A 21,175-nucleotide genomic window follows, 5' to 3' on the forward strand; every position below is an offset into this window, starting at 1 on the left:
ATTTCAGGAAAGACTCAGATTGTATATCAAGAAAACCACCCCCGGCGCGCAGTCCGCGCATTTGTCGGACGAAATTGAAGGAAGCGTGCAGGGGCACCGTGATGGTCATGGTTTCGTCATCCGTGACGATGGCGAAGGCGACATCTATATCCCCCCCAATGAAATGCGCGCTGTTCTGCACAAGGACCGCGTGCGCGTGCGCATCGTGCGCCAGGACCGCCGCGGCCGTCCCGAAGGCCGCGTGGTCGAGATCATCGAGCGCCCGCCTCAGCCCATCATCGGCCGGCTGCTGCAGGAAAGTGGCGTGTGGCTGGTGGCCCCCGAAGACAAGCGCTACGGCCAGGATGTTCTGATCCCCAAGGGCGCCACCGGCGCCGCCAAGCCTGGCCAGGTGGTCGTGGTCGAGCTGACCGAACCCCCGGCCCTGTTTGGCCAGCCCGTGGGCCGCATCACCGAGGTGCTCGGCGAGGTCGACGACCCGGGCATGGAGATCGAGATCGCGGTGCGCAAGTACGGCGTGCCGCACGAGTTCTCGGCCGAGTGCCTGGCCCAGGCCAAGGAGCTGCCCGACAAGGTGCGCCCGCAGGACAAGAAGCGCCGCGTGGACCTGACCGACGTGCCCCTGGTCACCATCGATGGCGAGGACGCGCGCGACTTCGACGATGCCGTGTACTGCGAGCCCGCCCGCGTGGGCCGTGGCAAGGGCTGGCGCCTTTTGGTGGCCATTGCCGACGTGAGCAACTATGTGGAGACCGGCAGCGCCATCGATATCGATGCCTACGACCGCGCCACCAGCGTGTACTTCCCGCGCCGCGTGATCCCCATGCTGCCCGAGAAGCTCTCCAACGGCCTGTGCTCGCTCAACCCCGATGTTGAGCGCCTGTGCATGGTCTGCGACATGCTGGTCAACGCCAAGGGCGAGGTGCATGCCTACCAGTTCTACCCGGCGGTGATGCACAGCCATGCGCGCTTCACGTACACCGAGGTGGCAGCCATCCTGGCCAACACGCGCGGGCCCGAGGCCAGCAAGCGCAAGGAGCGCGTGCCCGACCTGCTGAACCTGCATGACGTGTACCGTGCGCTGCTGATCGCGCGCCGCCAGCGCGGCGCGGTGGACTTCGAGACCACCGAGACGCAGATCATCTGCGACGAGAACGGCCGCATCGAGAAGATCGTGCCGCGCACCCGCAACGACGCGCACAAGCTCATCGAGGAGGCCATGCTGGCCGCCAACGTCTGCAGCGCCGACTTCATCGCCCAGGGCGGCCAGCCCGGCCTGTTTCGCGTGCACGAAGGCCCCACGCCCGAGAAGCAGGAGATCCTGCGCAACTACCTCAAGGCCATGGCCGTGGGCATGACCATCGGCGACGATCCCAAGCCCTCGGAATTCCAGGCCATCGCCGAGGCCACCAAGGACCGGCCCGACGCCCAGCAGATCCACACCATGCTGCTGCGCTCCATGCAGCAGGCCATCTACACGCCCGTCAACAGCGGCCACTTCGGCCTGGCGTTCGAGGCCTACACCCACTTCACCAGCCCCATCCGGCGCTACCCCGATCTGCTGGTGCACCGCGTGATCAAGGCCATCCTGGCCAAGACGCAGTACAAGCTGCCCTCGCTGCCCACGCCGGGCGAAGCCCATGCCAAGCTGGCCAAGCGCCTGGCGTCCCGCGTGGCGGCGCCGGGCACCAAGCCGCGCAAGGACGTCAAGCCGCCGAGCCGCGAAGTCCAGGCCTGGGAGGCCGCAGGCCTGCACTGCAGCGCCAACGAGCGCCGTGCCGACGAGGCCAGCCGCGACGTGGAAGCCTGGCTCAAGTGCAAGTACATGCGCGAGCATCTGGGCGAGGAGTACAGCGGCGTGGTCAGTGCGGCGACGAGCTTCGGCATCTTCGTGACGCTGGACGCGATGTACGTCGAAGGCCTGGTGCACATCACCGAGCTCGGTGGCGAATACTACAAGTTCGACGAGGCGCGCCAGGAGCTGCGCGGCGAGCGCACCGGCATCCGCTACGCCATCGGCGCGCGGGTGCGGGTGCAGGTCAGCCGCGTGGACCTCGATGGCCGCAAGATCGACTTCCGCCTGGTGCGCGAGGGCGAGGAGCTGGTGGGCCGCGCGCTCAAGGACAAGGGCGTGTCGCAGGACGGCCCCGGTGGTTCCGGCAAGGGCCCGCGCAAGGGCGGGGCCAACGCTGGCCGTGCCGGTGGTGGGCGCTCCAAGGCCAAGGCACCTGAGGCGTCCGCCACCGAGATGGCCTCGCTCACGCGCGAGCGTGCTGCACGCTCGCCCATCCAGGAGCTCAAGGCGTCGGTGAAGAAGGCTGCAGGCGGCAAGGCCGGTGGCAAGGGGCGCAAGCCGCGCCGCGGCTGAGCGCCCATTTCGCGGCCCTGGGGGCGCTGCGCCTTCCTGCCTGCCTGCCTGACATGTGGGCGCCGGGAAGGCGTATGCCTTCGGGCGTTTGGCGCTTCGGCTTTGCCTGGTCAGGCACCGCCAGGTGCCTCGAACGGCAGGCCGGCATACTGCTCTGCCAGTGCAAGCTGGGCCGAGGGGCTGCTGCGCAGGTATTCCAGTTCGTGCTCCTGGGCCCGTTGGTCGAAGGCCGTGCTGTCGGGAAACCGGTGCAGCAGGTTGGTGAGGTACCAGGAGGTGCGCACCGATGCCCAGACGCGGCGCAAGGCCATGTCGCTGTAGCCGTCCAGCAAGAACGGTGAGCCCGTGCCGTAGAAATCGGCCAGCGCCCGCGAGAGGTAGAACACATCCGATACGGCCAGATTGAGTCCCTTGGCGCCGGTGGGCGGAACGATGTGCGCCGCATCGCCCCCCAGAAACAGCTGGCCGTGCCGCATGGGCTCGGCCACATAGCTGCGCAGGGGCGCGATCGATTTTTCAATTGTTGGGCCGGTGACGATGCGGTCCGCGATTTCGCGTGGATAGCGCGCCTTGAGTTCCTGCCAGAAGCGTTCGTCCGGCCAGTCTTCGATGCGCGTGTCCAATGGCACCTGGAGGTAGTAGCGGCTCAATGTGGGGCTGCGCATGGACGCCAGCGCAAAACCGCGTGGATGGTTGGCGTAGACGATGTCGGAGAGCGGCGGCGTCTCCGAGAGGATGCCCAGCCAGCCGAAGGGATAGACCTTTTCGAACTCGCGCAGAACGTTCGCCGGGATGGCCTTGCGCGAGACGCCGTGGAACCCGTCGCAGCCCGCGATGAACTGGCAGTCCAGCCGCTGCATCTGCCCCGCATGCACGAAGGTGACGTGCGGGGTTGCGCTCTCCACACCATGCAGCGTGACGTCCAGCGCCTCATGGATCACGCGGGCAGAGCGGGCGTCGCAGGCCGCATGCAGATCCTCCTGGATCTGTGTTTGCCCGTAGGCCATGAAGCGATTGCCCAGGTGCTTGCGTACGTCGATGAAAAAACTTTCCTGGCCCGCCCAGGCCACCTGCATTCCGTCGTGGGGATGGCCCTCGCGGTCCATGCGATCGCCCAGGCCGCAACTGCGCAGCAGGTCGACCGTGCCCTGCTCCAGCACGCCGGCGCGGATGCGCGACTGGACCTGGGCGCGGCTGCGGTGCTCCAGCACCACGCTGTCCACCCCCGCCTGGTGCAGCAGGTGGGACAGCAGCAGCCCTGCGGGGCCGCCGCCAATGATGGCAACTTGTGTTTTCATGATTGGGTTTCCAAAGGGTTGTGGGGCGATGTGCATGCGTTGCACCCACGAATCTAGGGGCGATGGGCACCGGGCGTAAGCCAGTCAACGCTTATAGTGATCACGATTACTTATCAATGAGCCCATGACGCTGCAGCAGTTGAAGGCTTTTTTGGCCGTCGTCGAGTGCGGCGGCTTTCGGGCCGCATCGCGCCGGCTCGGCATGTCCCAGGCCGGGTTGACGATGAGCCTGAAGGCGCTGGAGACCGCGCTGGGCGTTCCGTTGCTGCGCAGGTCCGTGCAGGGTGTCGTCCTGACGGAGCAGGGCGAGCGCCTGTTGCCCCGTGCCCGGTTGATCGCGCGCGAGGCGTACCAGGCCGAAGAGGATGCGCTGCATGCGCTCGGTGCCGAGACAGGCAACCTGGCTATCGGCCTGGGCCCCACGCCGGCTGCCGTGCTGCTCCCCCTGGTGGTGCCGGAGTTCCATCGCCGCTTTCCGGCGGTGCAGCTGCGTTTGTTCAGCGGTTTTTATGAGCAGTTGCTGCCGGAGCTGCAGCAGGCGCGCATCCAACTGGCGGTGACCGCCGTGCCCGATGCCGGCGTGGCCACGGGCTTCGAGGTGCGCCGGCTGTTTCGCAGCGCGCTGGTGGTGATTGCGCGGCGCGGCCATCCCCTCGCGGATGCACGAACGCTCAAAGCCCTGCAGGGGCAGGAGTGGGTGCTGCTCGGGCCACCGGGCGGACCTGGGGGAACCGTGCTGCGCTTTCATGCGGAGCAAGGGCTGCCCCTGCCGCGGGTGGCAGCGACCTGCGAGTCGTTCTCGCACCTCGCGCCTTTGCTGGGTGGGACCAACTGGCTGGCCATGGTGCCTGCCGCCATGGTGGACAACCAGTTGCTGGGCGATGGCATGGTGGCCTTCGCCATTGACGAGCATCCTCCCAGCTTCGACAACTGCCTGATCTACCGCTCCGATGCCTTGCTCACGGGCGCGGCCGACACCTTTGCGGGCATGTGCCAGTCGTTCTCGCGGGTGCTGACTGGTGGCGCCAGCGATGCTGTCATCGGGCAGGCCAGGAGTGTGCATCCGTGAGCGCGTGCGAGGCGCCAGCCGGTGCCTGCCGCGTCAGGAACTCCGTGTACCGCCGTGCCGTATCGCCCGGGGCCTCCATCATGGGCAGGTGCCCGATGCCCGGCAGGCGCTCGATGTGCGCGCCTGGCAGCAGGGTGCGCAGCGCCTGGCTGCCCGAGATGTCGAACACCCGGTCCTGCTCGCCCCAGAGGGCCAGCGTGGGCTGCGGCAGGCCGGTCGCCAGCCGTTGTTCCAGCAAGTACCGGTCCTTGAGCTGCGCGTCCCACAGCCGTGTGTTGGATGCCGCGTTGCGCAGCGCGTCCTGCTCGCTGGCGCGCAGGATGGGGTAGGGCAGGAAGGGGCGCTTTTCGAACACCAGCGCCATCATGGCCTTGAACGCTGCCGCATCGTGCGCTACCAGCGGGCGCTGCCCGGCGTCGATGAGCCGGTCCATGCGGCTCGGTTGCGGCGAGCGCAGGCCATGCGGTGCGCCGACGAAGGCCACGCTGGCCACGCGGTCCGGGTGTTCCAGCGCCAGCAGCGCGGCAATGGTGCCGCCCATCGAGTTGCCCGCCAGGTGGGCCTTGGCTATGCCCCAGGCATCCATCAGCTCGCGCAGGCGCCTGGTGTGGGCTGCGTAGTCATAGGGCTGGGCCTCGTCGCGCGTGCTTTCGCCAAAGCCTGGCAGGTCGGGGGCGATCACGCGGCGCGTGGCGGTGATCGGGCGCGCAAAGTCTGCCCAGTGGTCCTTCTCTGCAAAAATGCCATGCAGCAGGATGATGGGCAGGCCGTCGTGGCCTTGTGCAGTCCCGGGCTGGGTGGGGCCGCTGTCCAGGTAGTGCACCTGGTGACCCGCGATGCGGACGGTCTTGGCCGAGAGGCCTGAGAGCTGGCGATTGAGGTCCAGCAGCGGCTGCTTGAACAGGGTGGGGGTGCCGTAGTAGAGCGCGGTGGTGACCAGTGCCAGTGCCGCTGCGGTAGAAAAGAGGATGCGCTTCAAGAACAGGTCTCCGTTGTGGGATGGATTGCCGTTGAAGGCTACTGGGAGTGCCGTTTGAAAACTTGCATGTTTGGGCTATGCCTGCGCACAACACCTTGACCTTGGGCCCGGACCGGGCCCTGTATGTCGGCGACCTGCCGCCCACGGGTTGGCATTGCCATGCGGCGCCGGTGCTGCTGGTCGGCCTCTCGGGCCGCTTTGCGCTGCACCTGGGGCCTGGCGTCGTCGAGTCCTGCCACAGCGCGCTGGTCGATGCGGGGGTGGAGCATCTGCTGGACCCCTGCGGCGAGCAGGTGGCGCTGATGTACCTGGAGCCCGATTCGCGCGAGGCGCGTGGCCTGCGCCGCCAGTTCGATCGGCGAGGGCCCGTGATCCTGGATGTGGCCATCCCTGTGGGTGCGCGCAGCGCCATGGATGGGTACCTGCGCCATTTCGACCTGCACGCCCTGCTGCGGCTGCCGTGGGCACCGGCGGCACCGCTCGATGCGCGCGTGCTGCGCAGCCTGCAGGCCCTGCGCACCCCGGGGGATCAGCGGCTTTTGCGCGACGGACTGGCGGCGGGCGTGCAGCTGTCGGCCTCGCGCTTCAACCACCTGTTCCGCGCCGAGATGGGTGTCAGCCTGCGCAGCTACCGGGTCTGGTCGCAGGTGCGCCTGGCCATGGCGGGGCTCGCGACCAGCCCGCGCCTGACGGACGCGGCCCTGCATGGCGCGTTTTCCGACTCGGCACATTTCAGCCGCATGTTCCGCCAGACCTTCGGCATGACGCCGTCGAGCGTGCTCAAGCCCTTGAAGGAGGTGGTGCTGGTGCCGTAGTGGTGGTCAGCGGCCGATCCGCCGTGCCAGTGCGCTGGCCGTCAGGGCCAGGCCCTCGGGCCAGTGGTCCGCAGCCAGGCCATGGGCGTAGACGGCCTCGCTCGCGGCGCGCAGCGCGCTGGCGCCGGCGGCCAGGCGGGCGCCCACCATGCCGGCCAGCACGTCGCCGGTGCCGGCGGTGGCCAGCAGGCCATTGCCCGTGGGGTTGATGGCGGGCACGCGGTCGGCCGCGCTGATCACCGTGCCCGAACCTTTGAGCACGGCCACGCAGTTGAACTGTGCGGCCAGTTGCTGGGCGGCATTCAGCCGGTCGGCCTGTACTTCGGCGGTGGTGAGGCCGAGCAGGCGCGCGGCCTCCAGGGGGTGCGGCGTGAGCACGGTGGGCTGGCCGTGCTGGCCGCGCGCCACCACCAGGGCGTGCAGTGCGGCATCGAGGGCGATGGCGTTCAGGGCGTCGGCGTCCAGCACCAGGCGTGCGGCGCGCGTGATCACCTCGCGCAGCACGCTGGCGACGGCCTCGCCGCCGCCGCAGCCGCACACCACGGTGAGTGCCGCGAGGTCCAGCGCGCCGAAGCGGCGCAGCATCAACTCCGGCTGGCCCGTGTCCACCTCCAGATGGCCGGCGTCCAGCGGGGCCACCAGCACGCGGCCCGCGCCCTGGTGCAGTGCGGCCGAGGCTGCCAGCAGGGCGGCACCGGCCATGCCCATGCCGCGCTGGGCCAGGCCTTCACCACCGATCACGGCCACGTCGCCATGGCTGCCCTTATGGCTGGCGTGCTGGCGTGGCTCGGGCAGTGGCGGGCCGCAGAGCCAGGCATTGGGCGGCTCGTGCCCGGGTGCCACACCCAGGTCGTCGAGCCAGACGCTGCCGGCCGCATCGCGCCCGGCGGCGGTGAACAGCCCGGGCTTGAGTGTGAGCAGGCTCAGCGTATGCCGTGGTGAGGCGGCATGGTGCAGGAGCGCTTCGGATGCCAGGCCTGCGCCGAACTGACCGGTGTCCGCATCGAGGCCCGAGGGCAGGTCCACCGACAGCACCGGGGCGGCGCTGGCCTGCAGCTGCCGCAGGCAGGCCAGCAGGCGCTCGTTGGGCGGGCGTGGGGCGCTGCCGTGGGCGGGTGCGTTGATGCCGATACCGAGCAGGGCGTCGATGCACAGGTCTGCCTCGGTCAGGGTGTCGGGGGCAGTGTCGGCCCATTCCACGTCTGCGGCCAGGGCGCGCTCCCACGACTGGCGCGCATCGGGCGGGGCGGTCTCGGGCGTGCCCAGCCAGGTCACCACCACGCGGCGGCCGCTGCGCCGCAGGTGCATGGCGGCCTCCAGTCCATCGCCACCGTTGTTGCCCGCGCCGCAGGCAATCCACACCGTGCGCGCGTGGGGTGCCAGGGCCTGGGCCAGCTGCGCCACGGCCTGGCCGGCGCGCCGCATCAGCGTGTGGGGCGGCAGGCTGTCGGCGGCCGCGCGCTCGATGCGGCGCGTGGCGGCAGTGTGGTGCAGGGCGTGGGGCTGGTGGGGGGTGATGCGGTGCATGGCAGGCGGGCAATGTGGCCGCTGCATTGTGCGCCGACCTGTTCCCCGCAGGCTCAAAACCGCCGCAAGCCCAGTCCGTCGAGGTTGATCTCGGGGCTGCGCTGGGCCACCAGGTCGGCGATGGCGCGCGCGCTGCCGCTGGCCAGGGCAAAACCGCCCGTGCCGTGGCCGGTGTTGAGCCACAGGCCGGGTATGCCGCTGGCGCCGATCACGGGTGCGCCATCGGGCAGCAGGGTGCGTGCGCCGCGCCAGGTCTGCACGCCGCCCGAGAGCTGTGCGCCGCCAGGGAACCAGTCGTTGAGCGTGCGGTACAGGCGCGCGACGGTGGGGGCGTGGTGCTCTGCGTCGGCGCTGCCCAGCTCGGCCCCGCCAGCCACGCGCACACGCAGCCCCAGGCGGGTGATGCTGATCTGCTGCTGCACGTCGACCACGCTGGCCTGCGGGGCGTGGGTGTCTTCGCGCAGCGGCGCGCTGACGGAGTAGCCGTACACGGCCGTCATCGGCAGCGGCAGGCCGAGGGCCGGCAGCAGGGCGGCCGAGGCCATGCCGGCGCACAGCACCACGGCGTCGAAACGGCGCGGCGTGGCTTCGCCCTGCACCAGCACGCCCATGGGGTTGGTCGCCAGACGGTCCACGCGCGTGCCAAAGGCAAACTGCACGCCCCCTGCCTGTGTGCCCTGGCGCAGCAGCTGTGCGAACAGCCGGCAGTTGCCTGCAGCAGCGCCGGGCAGCGAGATGGCACCGGCCAGCGGTGTTTCGGGCGACAGCCCGGGTTCGAGTTTCTGGGCGGCGGCGGCATCGATCTCCTGCACGGCCACGCCCGCGTCGCGCAGGCATTGCAGCGCAGGCTGCAGGTGGGCGCGGTCCTGTTCGGTGCGCAGCAGCAGCAGGCGGCCGGGGCTGGTCTCGAAGTCGAGCTCGTGTTCGGTGGCGATCTCCAGCGTGCGTGCCAGGCTGTACTGGGCCAGGCGCTCAAGTGCGGTGGCCGGGCCAGGGCCGCGCTTTGCCAGGCGCTTCCAGTGCCACAGCCAGGACACGTCGGCACGGCCGAAGCCCTGCGCCAGGCGCACGGTCGATTGCGCGCCCATGAGCCGCGCGGCCGGGGCCATGCCCGGCAGCGACCAGGGCGTCGTCAGCAGGGGGGCCAGCAGGCCGGCGGTGGCAAAGCTGGCATCTTCGGCAGCGGCGTTGCGCTGCTCGAACACGGTGACCTCATGGCCGTCGCGGGCCAGTTCGTATGCGGTGGTGACGCCGATGATGCCGGCGCCCACGATGGCAATCTTCATGAATGGGGAGTATGGGTTGCGTTTGCTGCTTTGCAGCAAACGGCAATTGTTATTTTTCTTGCAGTGCTGCTTCAATGCGCAGACCGGCGTTGAGCACGCCGTCGTCGCGCAGCGCCCCATGCCAGACCATCAGGCCGACCGGGAGTTCCCCTCGAACGTGGCAGGGCAGCGACAACGCGCAGCCGTCCAGCAGGTTCACCAGGCTGGTGTTGCGCAGCAGCAGGGTGTTCACGCGAAAGAACTCCTCGTCGCGCTCTGCGCCCGGCGCCACGCTGGCGATGGTGGGGGCAGTGATGGGCACCGTGGGCGAGAGCAGGGCGTCGTAGCCATCGATGGCGGCGTGCATGCGCCGCTGCCAGTGGTGGCGGGCGTCGATGAGGGCCAGGTATTCCCAGGCGGTGAGCGTGGCGCCTTTTTCGATACGGGCGCGCACCCGGGGGTCGTACTGGCTGCCCTTGGCGGCCAGCAACTCGCGGTGCCAGGCATAGGCCTCGGGCGGCGAGAAACCGTACGCGGGCTGTTGGGCCGACTCGGGCAGGGCGATGGTGTCGATGCGCGCGCCCGCGCGGCGCAGGGTGGCGAGCGTGCGCTCGAAGGCCTGGGCCACCGTGGCGTCCAGGCCGTCCAGGAACAGGGTGGTGGGCACGGCCAGGCGGTAGCCGGCCAATGGGGCGGGGCTGCGCGTGACGCGCGTGGCCGACAGCAGTTCGTGCACCACGATGGCATCGCCCACGCTGCGCGTCATGGCGCAGGCCGTGTCCAGTGTGGTGGACAGCGGCACGGCGCCCGAGGTGGGCACCAGGCGCTGCGTGTTCTTGAAACCCACGATGCCGTTGAGCGCGGCCGGGATGCGGATGGATCCGCCCGTATCCGAGCCCAGGCCCACGAAGGCTGCGCCGGTGGCCACCGAGACGGCCGCGCCGGAGGAGGATCCGCCGGGCACGCGCGCCTCTCCGGGCAGCGCGCCAAAGCGCGCATCCCAGGCGGCCGGGGTGCCGAAGTGGGGGTTCACACCCACGCCGGAAAAGGCGAATTCGACCATGTTCGTGCGGCCGATGAGGCTCGCGCCGGCGGCGCGCAGCCGTGCCACGGCCGGGCTGTCCTGCTGCGCCGGGGGGCTGTCGGCGAGTGCCGTGGAGCCGGCTGCCGTCGGCTGGCCCGCGATGTCGAACAGGTCCTTGACCGAAACCGCCAGCCCGGCCAGGGGCCTTTGCGCCATGCCCGGCTGCACCACGGCGGTGCGTGCGGTGTCGAAATGGGTTTGCAGGAAGCTGTGGGTATTGGCCGGCGCCTCTGCTGCCGCGATGCAACTTTCGAGTTCGGCGGCCGGGGTGCTGGTGCCGGCCCGCAGGGCCGAGCGGGTGGCAAGAAGGTCGGGGAGCATGGGTGTGCTAGAATCCTTGGGTTTTGCTGGGAGCAGTAGCGCTTTGTGCGTGGGGCTTGTAGCAAAACCAATCGCAAACCAGCCCTGTCAAGGTGTTGCAGCGGTCGTGGGAAACACGGCGTTGCAAATATTGGGGCTGATTTTAGACCTAACCTTTGGAGTATTCTTATGTCCGTTACCATGCGCGAAATGCTGGAAGCCGGTGTCCACTTCGGTCACCAAACCCGCTTCTGGAACCCCAAGATGGCCCCCTACATCTTCGGCCATCGCAACAAGATCCACATCATCAACCTGGAAAAGTCGCTGCCGCTGTTCCAGGAGGCACAGAAGTTCGCCAAGCAACTGGCTGCCAACCGCGGCACGATCCTGATGGTCGGCACGAAGCGCCAGGCCCGCGAAATCCTGTCCACCGAAGCCCTGCGCGCCGGTGTTCCTTTCGTTGACCAGCGCTGGCTGGGCGGCATGCTGACGAACTTCAAGACCGTGAAGACCTCGATCAAGCGCTTGAAGGACATGAAGGCCCAGCTGGAAACCGGCCTGGACAGCCTGAGCAAGAAGGAGCAGCTCACGTTTACCCGTGAGATCGAGAAGCTCGAAAAGGACATCGGCGGCATCCAGGACATGGCTGCGCTGCCAGACGCCATCTTCATCATCGACGTGGGCTTCCATAAGATCGCTGTGGCCGAAGCCAAGAAGCTCGGTATCCCGCTGATCGGCGTGGTTGACACCAACCACTCGCCCGAAGGCATCGACTACGTGATCCCCGGCAACGACGACTCGGCCAAGGCCGTGATGCTGTACGCCCGCGGTATCGCCGACGCGATCATCGAAGGCCGTGCCAATGCCGTGAACGAAGTCGTGAAGGCCGCTACGTCCGAGAGCAGCGACGAATTCGTGGAAGTGCAAGAAGCCGCCGCCTGATAGCCCGGCTGCGCGATCCGTCGCGAACAAAAGCGGGGCTCCTGGTTAGCCCCCTTTTTTTTAGCCCGAATCTGAATCGATTGAACTGAACACCGAAGGAATAAAGATGGCTGCAATTACCGCAAGCATGGTCGCCGAACTGCGTGGCAAGACCGATGCACCGATGATGGAGTGCAAGAAGGCGCTGACCGAAGCCGAAGGCGACATGGCCAAGGCCGAAGAACTGCTGCGCGTCAAGCTGGGTACCAAGGCTGGCAAGGCCGCTTCGCGCATCACCGCCGAAGGCGTGGTCGCCAGCTTCATCGACGGCACCACCGGTGGCCTGATCGAAGTGAACAGCGAAACCGACTTCGTGAGCAAGAACGACAGCTTCATGGCACTGGCCAAGGCCGCTGCCGAACTGGTGGCCAAGCACAACCCTGCCGACGTGGCGGCCCTGGGTGCACTGCCCTACGAGCAAGACAGCTTCGGCCCCACGCTGGAAGACGTGCGCAAGGGCCTGATCGGCAAGATCGGCGAGAACATGTCGTTCCGCCGCTTCAAGCATTTCGGCGGCACCAGCAAGCTGGCTTCGTACCTGCACGGCTCGCGCATCGGTGTGGTCGTCGAGTTCGAGGGTGACGAAGTGGCTGCCAAGGACGTGGCCATGCACATCGCCGCCATGAAGCCTGTGGCCCTGACCAGCGCCGACGTGCCTGCCGACCTGATCGAAAAAGAGCGCTCGGTGGCTGCTGCCAAGGCGGCTGAAGACAAGGCCAAGGCCGAAGCCGAAGGCAAGCCCGTGCAGTCCGACGAAATCGTGACCAAGCGCATCGAAGGCGGCGTGCAGAAGTTCCTCAAGGAAGTCTCGCTGTTCAACCAGGTCTTCGTGAAGGCTGCGGACGGCAAGCAAACCGTCGAGCAGATGCTCAAGGCCACCAACACCACCGTCAAGGGCTTCACCCTGTACGTGGTGGGCGAAGGCATTGAGAAGAAGGTTGACGACTTCGCCGCCGAAGTGGCCGCCCAGGTGGCTGCCGCCAAGGCCGCTGCCTGATCGCTCCCTGCAACAACCCCACCCAAGCCCTGCACCACCTACCGGAGAAGTTTCCCATGTCCAACGCTGCACCAGCCCACAAGCGCATCCTGCTCAAGCTGTCTGGTGAGGCGCTGATGGGGGATGACGCCTTCGGCATCAACCGTGCCACCATCGTGCGCATGGTGGAGGAGATCGCCGAGGTCACCCGCCTGGGTGTGCAGGTGGCGGTGGTGATCGGTGGGGGCAATATCTTCCGTGGCGTCGCGGGCGGCTCGGTCGGCATGGACCGGGCCACCGCCGACTACATGGGCATGCTGGCCACCGTGATGAACGCACTGGCCCTGGCCGATGCCATGGACAAGCAGGGCCTGATCGCCCGCGTGATGTCCGCCATTGCCATCGAGCAGGTGGTCGAGCCCTACGTGCGCCCCAAGGCGCTGCAGTACCTTGAAGAGGGCAAGGTGGTGGTCTTCGCGGCCGGCACGGGCAACCCCTTCTTCACCACCGACACGGCTGCGGCCCTGCGCGGTGCCGAGATCGGCGCCGAGCTGGTGCTCAAGGCCACCAAGGTGGACGGCGTTTATACTGCCGACCCCCAGAAGGATCCCACGGCCACGCGCTACACGAAGCTCAGCTTCGACGAGGCCATGTCCCGCAACCTGGGCATCATGGATGCGACCGCCTTTGCCCTGTGCCGCGACCAGAAGCTGCCGGTGCGGGTGTTCTCGATCATCAAGCACGGCGCGCTCAAGCGCGTGGTGATGGGCGAGGACGAGGGTACGCTGGTTTACGCCTGATGACGATGCACGGGTGGGCTGCGCGCCTGCCCGTCTCTGGTCTGCCCCGAGGAGAAAAACATGACGATTGCCGATATCAAGAAAAACGCTGAAACCAAGATGGACCAGTCCATCTCGGCCTTCAAGAACAACCTGCAGAAGATCCGCACGGGTCGCGCCAACCCCTCGCTGCTCGACTCCGTGCAGGTCGAGTACTACGGCTCCTTCGTGCCCCTCTCCCAGGTGGCCAACGTGGCGCTGATCGACTCGCGCACCATCAGCGTGCAGCCCTGGGAAAAGGGCATGGGCGCCAAGATCGAAAAGGCCATCCGCGAAAGTGACCTGGGCCTGAACCCCGCTTCCATGGGCGACCTGATCCGCGTGCCCATGCCGCCCATGAGCGAAGAGCGCCGCAAGGAAATGACCAAGCTGGCCCGCACCGAAGGTGAGAGCGCCAAGATCGCCGTGCGCAACCTGCGCCGTGACGCCAACGAGGCGGTCAAGAAGCTGGTCAAGGACAAGCTGGCTTCCGAAGACGACCAAAAGCGCGCCGAAGCCGACGTGCAAAAGTTCACCGACCGCCACATCCTGGAGATCGATGCGCTGGTGGCGGCCAAGGAACAGGAAATCATGGCGGTTTGAGCCAGAGGCTCGAACATTCGCATGCCAGTATCTCCGGTGGTGCCACACCACATTGCCATCGTCATGGATGGCAACGGCCGCTGGGCCACGCGCCGCTTCCTGCCGCGCCTGGCTGGCCACAAGCAAGGGGTTGATTCATTGCGCCGCTGCGCACGCGCCTGCGTGCAGCGCGGCGTGGGTGTGCTCACCGTCTTCGCCTTCTCGTCCGAAAACTGGAACCGGCCGGCCGATGAGGTCTCCGGCCTCATGGAGCTGCTGGCCATGGCGCTGGCGCGCGAGGTGCCCCAGCTCATGAAGGACGGCGTGCGCCTGTACTTCGTGGGCGAGCGCACGGGCCTGTCGCCCAAGGTGCAGGGTGGCCTGGCCCAGGCCGAGGCCGCCACGGCCCACAACACGCGCCTGGTGCTCAACGTCTGCTTCAACTATGGCGGGCGCTGGGACATTGCCCAGGCAGCGGCGGCCCTGGCTGCCAAGGGCGAGCCGATCACCGAAGCCAGCCTGAATGCGGCCATGGGCATGTCCCACGTGCCCGACCCGGACCTTGTCGTGCGCACCGGTGGCGAGATGCGCATCAGCAACTTCCTGCTGTGGCAGATCGCGTATTCGGAGCTGGTCTTCAGTGACCGGCTGTGGCCGGATTTCGACGAATCCGCACTGGACGAAGCCATTGCGGCTTACAGTGCGCGGGAGCGCCGCTTCGGCAAAACCTCAGAACAGATCACCCTGTCCGCGCATCCCGATCCGATGCCGGGCTGAAAAGGCCCCATGCTCCAACAGCGCGTCATCACTGCCCTTGTCCTTCTGGCCATCCTGTTGCCAGCGCTGTTCTACGGCTCGCCCCTGCCCTTTACCGTGGTGGTGCTGGTGCTCATGGCCGCGGGCGCGTGGGAGTGGGGCCGGCTGTGCGGCTTTGGCCAGGCGGGCTCGCTCGCCGTGGGCGCCGCCTGCATGGCGCTGTGCCTGGGCTCGTGGGCGCTGGGCTGGCTCACCCAGCCGCTGACGGTGCTGTGGATCGTGGGCGGGGCCCTGTGGGTGCTGGGCACTGCTTGGCTGCTGCGCGCGGGTGTGCCCGGCTGGCCACGCATCCCGGCGGCGGTGCGCCTGGTGGCCGGCGTGCTTGCCCTGTGGCTGGCCTGGCTGGCGGTGGTGCAGGCGCGCCACGTGGGCATCAACTTCCTGCTGTCGGTGCTGGTCCTCGTGTGGGTGGCCGACATCTTTGCCTATTTTGCGGGCCGCGCCTTCGGCCTGCGCTTCACCAAGGGCAAGCTGGCCCCCGCCATCAGCCCCGGCAAGAGCTGGGAAGGTGTGTGGGGCGGCCTGGCGGGCGTGCTGGTGCTTTCGTTCGCCTGGGTGGCGGCCGATGCCCACTGGCAGGCCGAGGTGCTCAGTTTCTACAGCCGCATGGCCCGCCAGGGCTGGTGGCTGCTGGTGGTGGCGGCCCTGTTCATGACGGCGATGAGTGTTTCCGGCGACCTGGTGGAATCGCTCATCAAGCGCAGCGCCGGCGTCAAGGACAGCAGTGGCCTGCTGCCTGGCCACGGCGGCGTGCTCGACCGCGTGGATGCCCTGCTGCCCACCCTTCCCCTGGCCATGATGCTCACGAGCCTGACGACCCCTTTATGAAACAACGGCTTACCGTTCTTGGCTCCACCGGCTCCATCGGGACCAGTACCCTGGACGTGGTGGCGCGCCACCCTGAACGCTTCGAGATCTTTGCACTGAGCGCGGCCACGCAGGTCGACCTGATGCTGGCGCAATGCGCGCAGTTCACCCCCCGCTTTGCGGTCATGGCCAGCGCGCCCCATGCCCGTGCGCTGGAGGACAAGCTGCGCCAGAATGGCCTGGCCACCCGTGTGCTGTACGAGGCCGACGCGCTCGAAACCATTGCCTCGCACCCCGATGTGGATGCGGTCATGGCCGCCATTGTGGGCGCGGCCGGCCTGGCGCCCTGCCTGGCCGCTGCGCGCGCGGGCAAGCGCCTGCTGCTGGCCAACAAGGAGGCCCTGGTGGTGGGCGGCGGTCTGTTCATGCAGACGGTCAAGGAGGGCGGGGCCACCCTGCTGCCCATCGACAGCGAGCACTCGGCCATCTTCCAGTGCCTGCCCGAAGACCCTGCCACCTGGCCGGACCGGGTGGACAGCATTTTGCTGACCGCGTCCGGCGGGCCCTTCCGCCAGCGCGACCCGGCCACGCTTTCGCAGATCACGCCCGACCAGGCCTGCGCCCACCCCAATTTCTCGATGGGGCGCAAAATCTCGGTCGATTCGGCCACCATGATGAACAAGGCGCTAGAAGTGATCGAGGCACGCTGGCTGTTCGACCTGGCGCCCGACCAGATCAAGGTGGTGATCCATCCGCAGCAGATCATCCATTCCATGGTGCAGTTCAACGATTCCTCCATCCTGGCCCAGCTGGGCACGCCCGACATGCGCGTGCCGATCGCCGTGGGCCTGGCCTGGCCCGAGCGCATTGCCAGCGGTGCCAGCCGGCTCGATTTCTCGGCGCTGAGCGCGCTGGCCTTCGAGGATGCGGACGCCATCCGCTTCCCCGGCCTGCATCTGTCCTGGCAGGCGCTCAAGGCCGCCGAGGGGACGACCGCCGTGCTCAATGCCGCCAACGAGGTGGCGGTGGGACGGTTTCTGTCGGGCAGATTGCGTTTCGACCATATCCATGCCGTCAATCTTGCAACTTTGGACGCGGTTTCCCCCTCCAAGCCGGATTCGCTGGCAGCGCTGCTCGATCTGGACGCCCAGTCGCGCAGGGCGGCAGAGCAGGCCGCCGGCCTGCTGGCCGCCTGACCGACCCCATCCGATGGCCGCCGCTGCTGTCCCTGTTGACCCACGGAGCCTTCCATGTTGCTGACCCTTGTTGCCTTTGTCGTTGCCCTGGGGCTGCTGATTGCCGTGCACGAGTACGGCCACTACCGTGTGGCCGTGGCCTGCGGCGTCAAGGTGCTGCGCTTTTCGGTGGGCTTTGGCAAGCCGCTGTTCACCTGGCGGCCCAAGGGCTCGCCGACGGAGTTCGTGCTCGGCGCCTTCCCCTTGGGTGGCTATGTGCGCATGCTCGATGAGCGCGAGGCGCCCGTGCCGCCCGAAGAGCGCCACCTGGCCTTCAACACCCAGCCCCTGCGCTCGCGCGCGGCCATTGTGGCGGCGGGTCCCATCGCCAACCTGTTGCTGGCGGTGCTGCTGTACTCCATCGTCAACTGGAACGGCGTGGAGGAGCCCAAGGCTGTACTGGCCAGCCCCGTGGCCGGCTCGGTGGCACAGGCGGCCGGCCTGCGTGGCGGCGAACTGGTGCAGCGCGCCGCCCTGGGGTCGGACGAGCTGGAGCCCGTGCGCTCGTTCGAAGACCTGCGCTGGCTGCTGACCCGTGGCGCGCTGGAGGGCGAATCCGTGCGCCTGGACGTGCAGCCGCAGAACGGTGCGCACCGCGAGCTGGTGCTGGACATGTCGAAAATCGACTCCCGCGAGGCCGATGCCCAGCTGTTCCGCAAGATCGGCATCCTGGGGCCCTGGACCCGGCCGGTGCTGGGTGAGGTGGTGGCCAAGGGCGCGGCAGAGCGCTCGGGCCTGCAGCAGGGCGACGTGGTGCTCAGGATCGGTGCCGCCGAGGTGGTCGATGGCCAGCAGCTGCGCGAGCTGATCCGCCAGTCCATGCGCGGCACGGAGCCGCTGTCGCAGCCCTGGCTGATCAACCGTGCGGGCAATTCGCTCACGCTGGACGTGCTGCCCGATGCCCAGCCCGAGCTCGGTGCCACGGTGGGCCGCATCGGCGCCTACGTTGGTGCGCCCCCCGAATTTGTAACCGTTGAATACGGCGTGCTCGAGGGTTTCTGGACCGGTGTGGTGAAGACCTGGGACGTTTCGCTGCTCACCCTGAAGATGATGGGCCGCATGGTGATCGGCGAGGCTTCCCTCAAGAACCTCAGCGGGCCGCTGACCATTGCGGACTATGCCGGCCGCTCGGCCAGCCTGGGCCTCACGCAGTATCTGGTGTTCCTGGCGCTGATCAGCGTGAGCCTGGGTGTGCTGAACCTGCTGCCGCTGCCTGTTTTGGACGGTGGGCACCTGATGTATTATCTTTGGGAGGGCGTGACGGGCAAGCAAGTGTCGGACGCATGGCTGGAGCGGCTGCAGCGCGGCGGTGTCGCAGTGCTGCTCCTCATGATGTCCATTGCCCTGTTCAACGATATCACCCGGCTTTTTGGCTAACCATTTTTCCGCCCTTGCCTTGCAAGAGCGGCTCCAGCTTCATTCATGAAAAATCCAATCAACCGCCTGGGCGTGCGTACCGCATCGGCCATTGCAGCCATGGTCTTTGTCGCCAACGCGGCGTGGGCACTGGAGCCCTTCAAGGTGCAGGACATCCGCGTGGAGGGCCTGCAGCGCGTGGAGCCCGGCACCATCTTCGCCTCCATGCCCCTGCGTGTGGGCGATGACTACAACGACGAGAAGGGCGCTGCGGCCATCCGCGCGCTGTTCGGCCTGGGCCTGTTCAAGGACGTGCGCCTGGAAGCCTCGGGCAACGTGCTGGTGGTGGTGGTCGAAGAGCGCCCCACCATTGCCGACGTGGATTTCGCGGGCACCCGCGAGTTCGACAAGGATGCGCTCAAGAAGAGCATGCGCGAAGTGGGCCTGACCGAAGGCCGCCCCTACGACAAGGCGCTGACCGACCGCGCCGAGCAGGAGCTCAAGCGCCAGTACATCAACAAGAGCCTGTATGGCGCCGAAGTCGTGACCACGGTGACGCCCATCGAGCGCAACCGCGTGAACCTCACGTTCTCGGTGGTCGAGGGCGAGCCCGCGCGCATCAACGAAGTGCGCCTGGTGGGCAACAAGGCCTTCAGCGAATCCACGCTCAAGGGCCTGTTCGACCAGGACACGGGTGGCTGGCTCAGCTGGTACACCAAGTCCGACCGCTACTCGCGCGCCAAGCTCAATGCCGACCTGGAAACCCTGCGCACCTACTACCTGCAGCGCGGCTACCTGGAGTTCCGTGTGGAGTCCACGCAGGTCGCCATCTCGCCGGACAAGCAGGGCATCTCGATCACCGTGAACGTGTTCGAAGGCGAGCGCTACGTGGTCTCGGGCGTCAAGCTCGAAGGCAACTACCTGGAGCGCGAGGACGAGTTCAAGTCGCTGATCACCATCCGTGCAGGCGAGCCCTACAACGCTGACCAGGTGACCGAAACCACCAAGGCCTTCTCCGAGTACTTCGGTCGCTTCGGCTTTGCCTTTGCGCGCGTGGAGGCCGTGCCCGAGATCGACCGCGAGAACAACCGCGTGGCCCTGGTGCTGCAGGTGGAGCCTTCGCGCCGCGCCTATGTGCGCCGCATCAACGTGAGCGGCAACAACCGCACCCGTGACGAAGTGATCCGCCGCGAGTTCCGCCAGTACGAAGCCTCCTGGTACGACGGCGAACGCATCCGCCTGTCGCGCGACCGCGTGGACCGCCTGGGCTTCTTCACCGAAGTCAACGTCGAGACGCAGGAAGTGCCCGGCTCGCCCGACCAGGTGGACCTGGTGATCAACGTGGCCGAAAAGCCCACGGGTTCGCTGCAGATGGGCGTGGGCTTCTCCAGTGCCGAGAAGGTGGCCCTGTCCTTCGGCATCAAGCAGGAGAACTTCTTCGGCTCGGGCAACTACCTGGGCGTGGACGTCAATACCAGCAAATACCGCCGCACCTTGGTGTTCAGCACCACCAACCCGTACTTCACCGATGAAGGCATCTCGCGCACGGTGGACCTGTACTACCGCACCGACAAGCCGTACGAGGACCAGGGCGGCAACTACCAGCTGGTGACCACCGGTGGATCTATGCGCTTTGGCGTGCCCTTCAGCGAGACGGACACGGTGTTCTTCGGTGGTGGCCTGGAGCAGACCACCATCAAGCCCGGCACCAACATCCCGGCCACCTACCTGGCCTATGCCGACAATTTCGGCTACAAGAGCACCTCGATTCCGCTGACCATCGGCTGGTCGCGCGATGACCGCGACAGCGCGCTGGCCCCCAACTCGGGCCGCTACCAGCGCGTGAACTCCGAGTGGTCGGTGGCGGGCGATGCACGCTACGTGCGCGCCAACTACCAGTACCAGCAGTACGTGCCGCTCAACAAGCGCTTCACGCTGGCCTTCAACGGCGAGTTGGGCATCGGCAAGGGCATGAACGGCCGGCCGTTCCCGGTGTTCAAGAACTTCTACTCGGGTGGCCTGGGTTCGGTGCGTGGTTTCGACCAGGGCACCCTGGGCCCGCGCGACGTGACGGGCTCCTCCCTGGGTGGCCCGAAGAAGGTCACCCTCAATGCCGAGCTGATCGCACCCTTCCCGGGTGCGGGCAACGACCGTACGCTGCGCGTCTTCACCTTCATGGATGTAGGCAATGTGTATGGCGAGCATGAAAAAGTAACCGCCAGCGACATGCGAGCCTCCGTGGGGCTGGGCCTGAGCTGGATTTCCCCGCTGGGCCCGCTGCGCCTGGCCTTTGCACAACCGGTACGCAAGTTTGCTGGCGATAGAATCCAGAAACTGCAATTCCAGATTGGAACGTCTTTCTAATGAAATCCCTTTCCCGCCATTTCGCCTTGGCCCTGCTGTTCGGCACGTTTGCCATGGGCGCGCCCGTACAGGCGCAAGAATCGTTCAAGGCTGGCCTGGTCAACATCGACCGCATCTTCCGCGAAGCCAACACCTCCAAGGCGTCCCAGGCCAAGCTCGAGCAGGAATTTGCTCGCCGCGAAAAAGAGCTGGTGGACATGGGCAACTCCCTGAAGACCGCCTCCGAGAAGTTCGAACGCGAAGCCCCGACCCTGGCCGAAAGCCAGCGCAATACCCGCCAGCGCCAGCTGGTGGACCAGGACCGTGACTTCCAGCGCAAGCGCCGGGAGTTCCAGGAAGACCTGAGCGCCCGCCGCAACGAAGAACTCGCCGCCGTCGTGGACCGTGCCAACAAGGTCGTCAAGCAGGTGGCCGAGGCCGAGAAGTACGACGTGATCCTGCAGGAAGCCGCGTACATCAACCCCAAGCACGACATCACCGACAAGGTGATCAAGGCGCTCAATGCCGCGCCTGCCGCCAAGTAAGCACCGGCAGC

The 21,175-nt window shown here is 67.3% G+C and carries 18 protein-coding genes; 13 read left to right on the plus strand and 5 right to left on the minus strand.

The features are described from left to right. The first annotated feature begins 19 nt into the window (after positions 1–19). Positions 20–2,368, plus strand: coding sequence for a ribonuclease R (gene rnr / locus ASE31_RS26810; protein WP_057205586.1), 2,349 nt, complete (start codon positions 20–22; stop codon positions 2,366–2,368). A 110-nt stretch (positions 2,369–2,478) separates the two neighbouring features. Here rnr and pobA read toward each other — a convergent pair whose 3' ends face one another. Then, positions 2,479–3,666, minus strand: coding sequence for a 4-hydroxybenzoate 3-monooxygenase (pobA, locus tag ASE31_RS26815; RefSeq protein WP_057205588.1), 1,188 nt, complete (start codon positions 3,664–3,666; stop codon positions 2,479–2,481). A gap of 124 nt (positions 3,667–3,790) precedes the next feature. Between pobA and ASE31_RS26820 the strand changes: the two genes are divergently transcribed. Beyond that, positions 3,791–4,735 carry a LysR substrate-binding domain-containing protein gene (locus ASE31_RS26820; RefSeq protein WP_057205590.1) on the plus strand — a complete coding sequence of 315 codons (945 nt, stop codon included), beginning with the start codon at positions 3,791–3,793 and terminating at the stop codon, positions 4,733–4,735. Here ASE31_RS26820 and ASE31_RS26825 read toward each other — a convergent pair. Next, entirely contained in the window at positions 4,704–5,714 is a 1,011-nt protein-coding gene (locus tag ASE31_RS26825) for an alpha/beta fold hydrolase (RefSeq protein WP_057205591.1), read from the minus strand. The genes ASE31_RS26820 and ASE31_RS26825 overlap by 32 nt on opposite strands. Before the next feature lie 95 nt (positions 5,715–5,809). Here ASE31_RS26825 and ASE31_RS26830 point away from each other — a divergent pair, with 95 nt between their 5' ends. Further along, entirely contained in the window at positions 5,810–6,529 is a 720-nt protein-coding gene (locus ASE31_RS26830) for an AraC family transcriptional regulator (RefSeq protein ID WP_235514783.1), read from the plus strand. 6 nt (positions 6,530–6,535) lie between these two features. Here ASE31_RS26830 and ASE31_RS26835 read toward each other — a convergent pair whose 3' ends face one another. Genes ASE31_RS26835 through ASE31_RS26845 form a run of 3 tightly spaced genes read right to left on the minus strand, consistent with a single transcriptional unit; the run spans position 6,536 to position 10,726 of the window. Next, the gene (locus ASE31_RS26835; protein WP_057205595.1) at positions 6,536–8,056 is read right to left on the minus strand and encodes an NAD(P)H-hydrate dehydratase; all 1,521 of its coding nucleotides are present in this window, start codon (positions 8,054–8,056) and stop codon (positions 6,536–6,538) included. Positions 8,057–8,109: 53 nt separating this feature from the next. After that, a complete protein-coding gene (locus ASE31_RS26840) occupies positions 8,110–9,342 on the minus strand; it encodes an FAD-dependent oxidoreductase (RefSeq protein WP_057205597.1) in 1,233 nt (410 codons plus the stop codon). A gap of 49 nt (positions 9,343–9,391) precedes the next feature. Further along, on the minus strand, positions 9,392–10,726 hold the full coding sequence (locus ASE31_RS26845) for an amidase (RefSeq protein WP_057205599.1): 1,335 nt from the start codon (positions 10,724–10,726) through the stop codon (positions 9,392–9,394). Between the two features lie 168 nt (positions 10,727–10,894). On the opposite strand from ASE31_RS26845, the gene rpsB reads away from it, so the two are divergent. From rpsB to ASE31_RS26895, 10 genes are all read left to right on the plus strand, one after another. Next, on the plus strand, positions 10,895–11,647 hold the full coding sequence (gene rpsB / locus ASE31_RS26850; RefSeq protein ID WP_057205602.1) for a 30S ribosomal protein S2: 753 nt from the start codon (positions 10,895–10,897) through the stop codon (positions 11,645–11,647). A 106-nt stretch (positions 11,648–11,753) separates the two neighbouring features. After that, positions 11,754–12,683, plus strand: coding sequence for a translation elongation factor Ts (gene tsf, locus ASE31_RS26855; RefSeq protein ID WP_057205604.1), 930 nt, complete (start codon positions 11,754–11,756; stop codon positions 12,681–12,683). Positions 12,684–12,739: 56 nt separating this feature from the next. Then, complete coding sequence (gene pyrH / locus ASE31_RS26860) at positions 12,740–13,462, plus strand: UMP kinase (RefSeq protein ID WP_007852283.1); 723 nt, start codon at positions 12,740–12,742, stop codon at positions 13,460–13,462. A gap of 60 nt (positions 13,463–13,522) precedes the next feature. Next, positions 13,523–14,083, plus strand: a complete 561-nt coding sequence (gene frr, locus ASE31_RS26865; RefSeq protein ID WP_057205606.1) for a ribosome recycling factor — start codon at positions 13,523–13,525, stop codon at positions 14,081–14,083. A 21-nt stretch (positions 14,084–14,104) separates the two neighbouring features. After that, positions 14,105–14,839, plus strand: coding sequence for a polyprenyl diphosphate synthase (gene uppS / locus ASE31_RS26870; RefSeq protein ID WP_057205608.1), 735 nt, complete (start codon positions 14,105–14,107; stop codon positions 14,837–14,839). Positions 14,840–14,848: 9 nt separating this feature from the next. Continuing rightward, a complete protein-coding gene (locus ASE31_RS26875) occupies positions 14,849–15,706 on the plus strand; it encodes a phosphatidate cytidylyltransferase (RefSeq protein WP_057205610.1) in 858 nt (285 codons plus the stop codon). Beyond that, entirely contained in the window at positions 15,703–16,881 is a 1,179-nt protein-coding gene (ispC, locus tag ASE31_RS26880; RefSeq protein ID WP_057205611.1) for a 1-deoxy-D-xylulose-5-phosphate reductoisomerase, read from the plus strand. Before ASE31_RS26875 ends, ispC begins: the two co-directional genes overlap by 4 nt. A gap of 54 nt (positions 16,882–16,935) precedes the next feature. Beyond that, positions 16,936–18,297: an RIP metalloprotease RseP gene (gene rseP / locus ASE31_RS26885; protein WP_057205613.1), complete on the plus strand. Its 1,362-nt coding sequence runs from the start codon at positions 16,936–16,938 to the stop codon at positions 18,295–18,297. 45 nt (positions 18,298–18,342) lie between these two features. Then, the gene (gene bamA / locus ASE31_RS26890; RefSeq protein ID WP_057205615.1) at positions 18,343–20,640 is read left to right on the plus strand and encodes an outer membrane protein assembly factor BamA; all 2,298 of its coding nucleotides are present in this window, start codon (positions 18,343–18,345) and stop codon (positions 20,638–20,640) included. Then, the gene (locus ASE31_RS26895) at positions 20,640–21,164 is read left to right on the plus strand and encodes an OmpH family outer membrane protein (protein WP_057205617.1); all 525 of its coding nucleotides are present in this window, start codon (positions 20,640–20,642) and stop codon (positions 21,162–21,164) included. Before bamA ends, ASE31_RS26895 begins: the two co-directional genes overlap by 1 nt. Positions 21,165–21,175: the final 11 nt, after the last annotated feature.

This window comes from Acidovorax sp. Root217, from assembly GCF_001428645.1.
Taxonomy (GTDB): domain Bacteria; phylum Pseudomonadota; class Gammaproteobacteria; order Burkholderiales; family Burkholderiaceae_C; genus Acidovorax.

Excerpts from the sequence above, each read along its gene's own strand:
- pobA (WP_057205588.1), bottom strand. The coding sequence starts at position 3,666 with ATGAAAACACAAGTTGCCATCATTGGCGGCGGCCCCGCAGGGCTGCTG.
- ASE31_RS26820 (WP_057205590.1), top strand. The coding sequence starts at position 3,791 with ATGACGCTGCAGCAGTTGAAGGCTTTTTTGGCCGTCGTCGAGTGCGGC.
- ASE31_RS26835 (WP_057205595.1), bottom strand. The coding sequence starts at position 8,056 with ATGCACCGCATCACCCCCCACCAGCCCCACGCCCTGCACCACACTGCC.
- ASE31_RS26840 (WP_057205597.1), bottom strand. The coding sequence starts at position 9,342 with ATGAAGATTGCCATCGTGGGCGCCGGCATCATCGGCGTCACCACCGCA.
- ASE31_RS26845 (WP_057205599.1), bottom strand. The coding sequence starts at position 10,726 with ATGCTCCCCGACCTTCTTGCCACCCGCTCGGCCCTGCGGGCCGGCACC.
- rpsB (WP_057205602.1), top strand. The coding sequence starts at position 10,895 with ATGTCCGTTACCATGCGCGAAATGCTGGAAGCCGGTGTCCACTTCGGT.
- tsf (WP_057205604.1), top strand. The coding sequence starts at position 11,754 with ATGGCTGCAATTACCGCAAGCATGGTCGCCGAACTGCGTGGCAAGACC.
- pyrH (WP_007852283.1), top strand. The coding sequence starts at position 12,740 with ATGTCCAACGCTGCACCAGCCCACAAGCGCATCCTGCTCAAGCTGTCT.
- frr (WP_057205606.1), top strand. The coding sequence starts at position 13,523 with ATGACGATTGCCGATATCAAGAAAAACGCTGAAACCAAGATGGACCAG.
- uppS (WP_057205608.1), top strand. The coding sequence starts at position 14,105 with ATGCCAGTATCTCCGGTGGTGCCACACCACATTGCCATCGTCATGGAT.
- ASE31_RS26875 (WP_057205610.1), top strand. The coding sequence starts at position 14,849 with ATGCTCCAACAGCGCGTCATCACTGCCCTTGTCCTTCTGGCCATCCTG.
- ispC (WP_057205611.1), top strand. The coding sequence starts at position 15,703 with ATGAAACAACGGCTTACCGTTCTTGGCTCCACCGGCTCCATCGGGACC.
- rseP (WP_057205613.1), top strand. The coding sequence starts at position 16,936 with ATGTTGCTGACCCTTGTTGCCTTTGTCGTTGCCCTGGGGCTGCTGATT.
- bamA (WP_057205615.1), top strand. The coding sequence starts at position 18,343 with ATGAAAAATCCAATCAACCGCCTGGGCGTGCGTACCGCATCGGCCATT.
- ASE31_RS26895 (WP_057205617.1), top strand. The coding sequence starts at position 20,640 with ATGAAATCCCTTTCCCGCCATTTCGCCTTGGCCCTGCTGTTCGGCACG.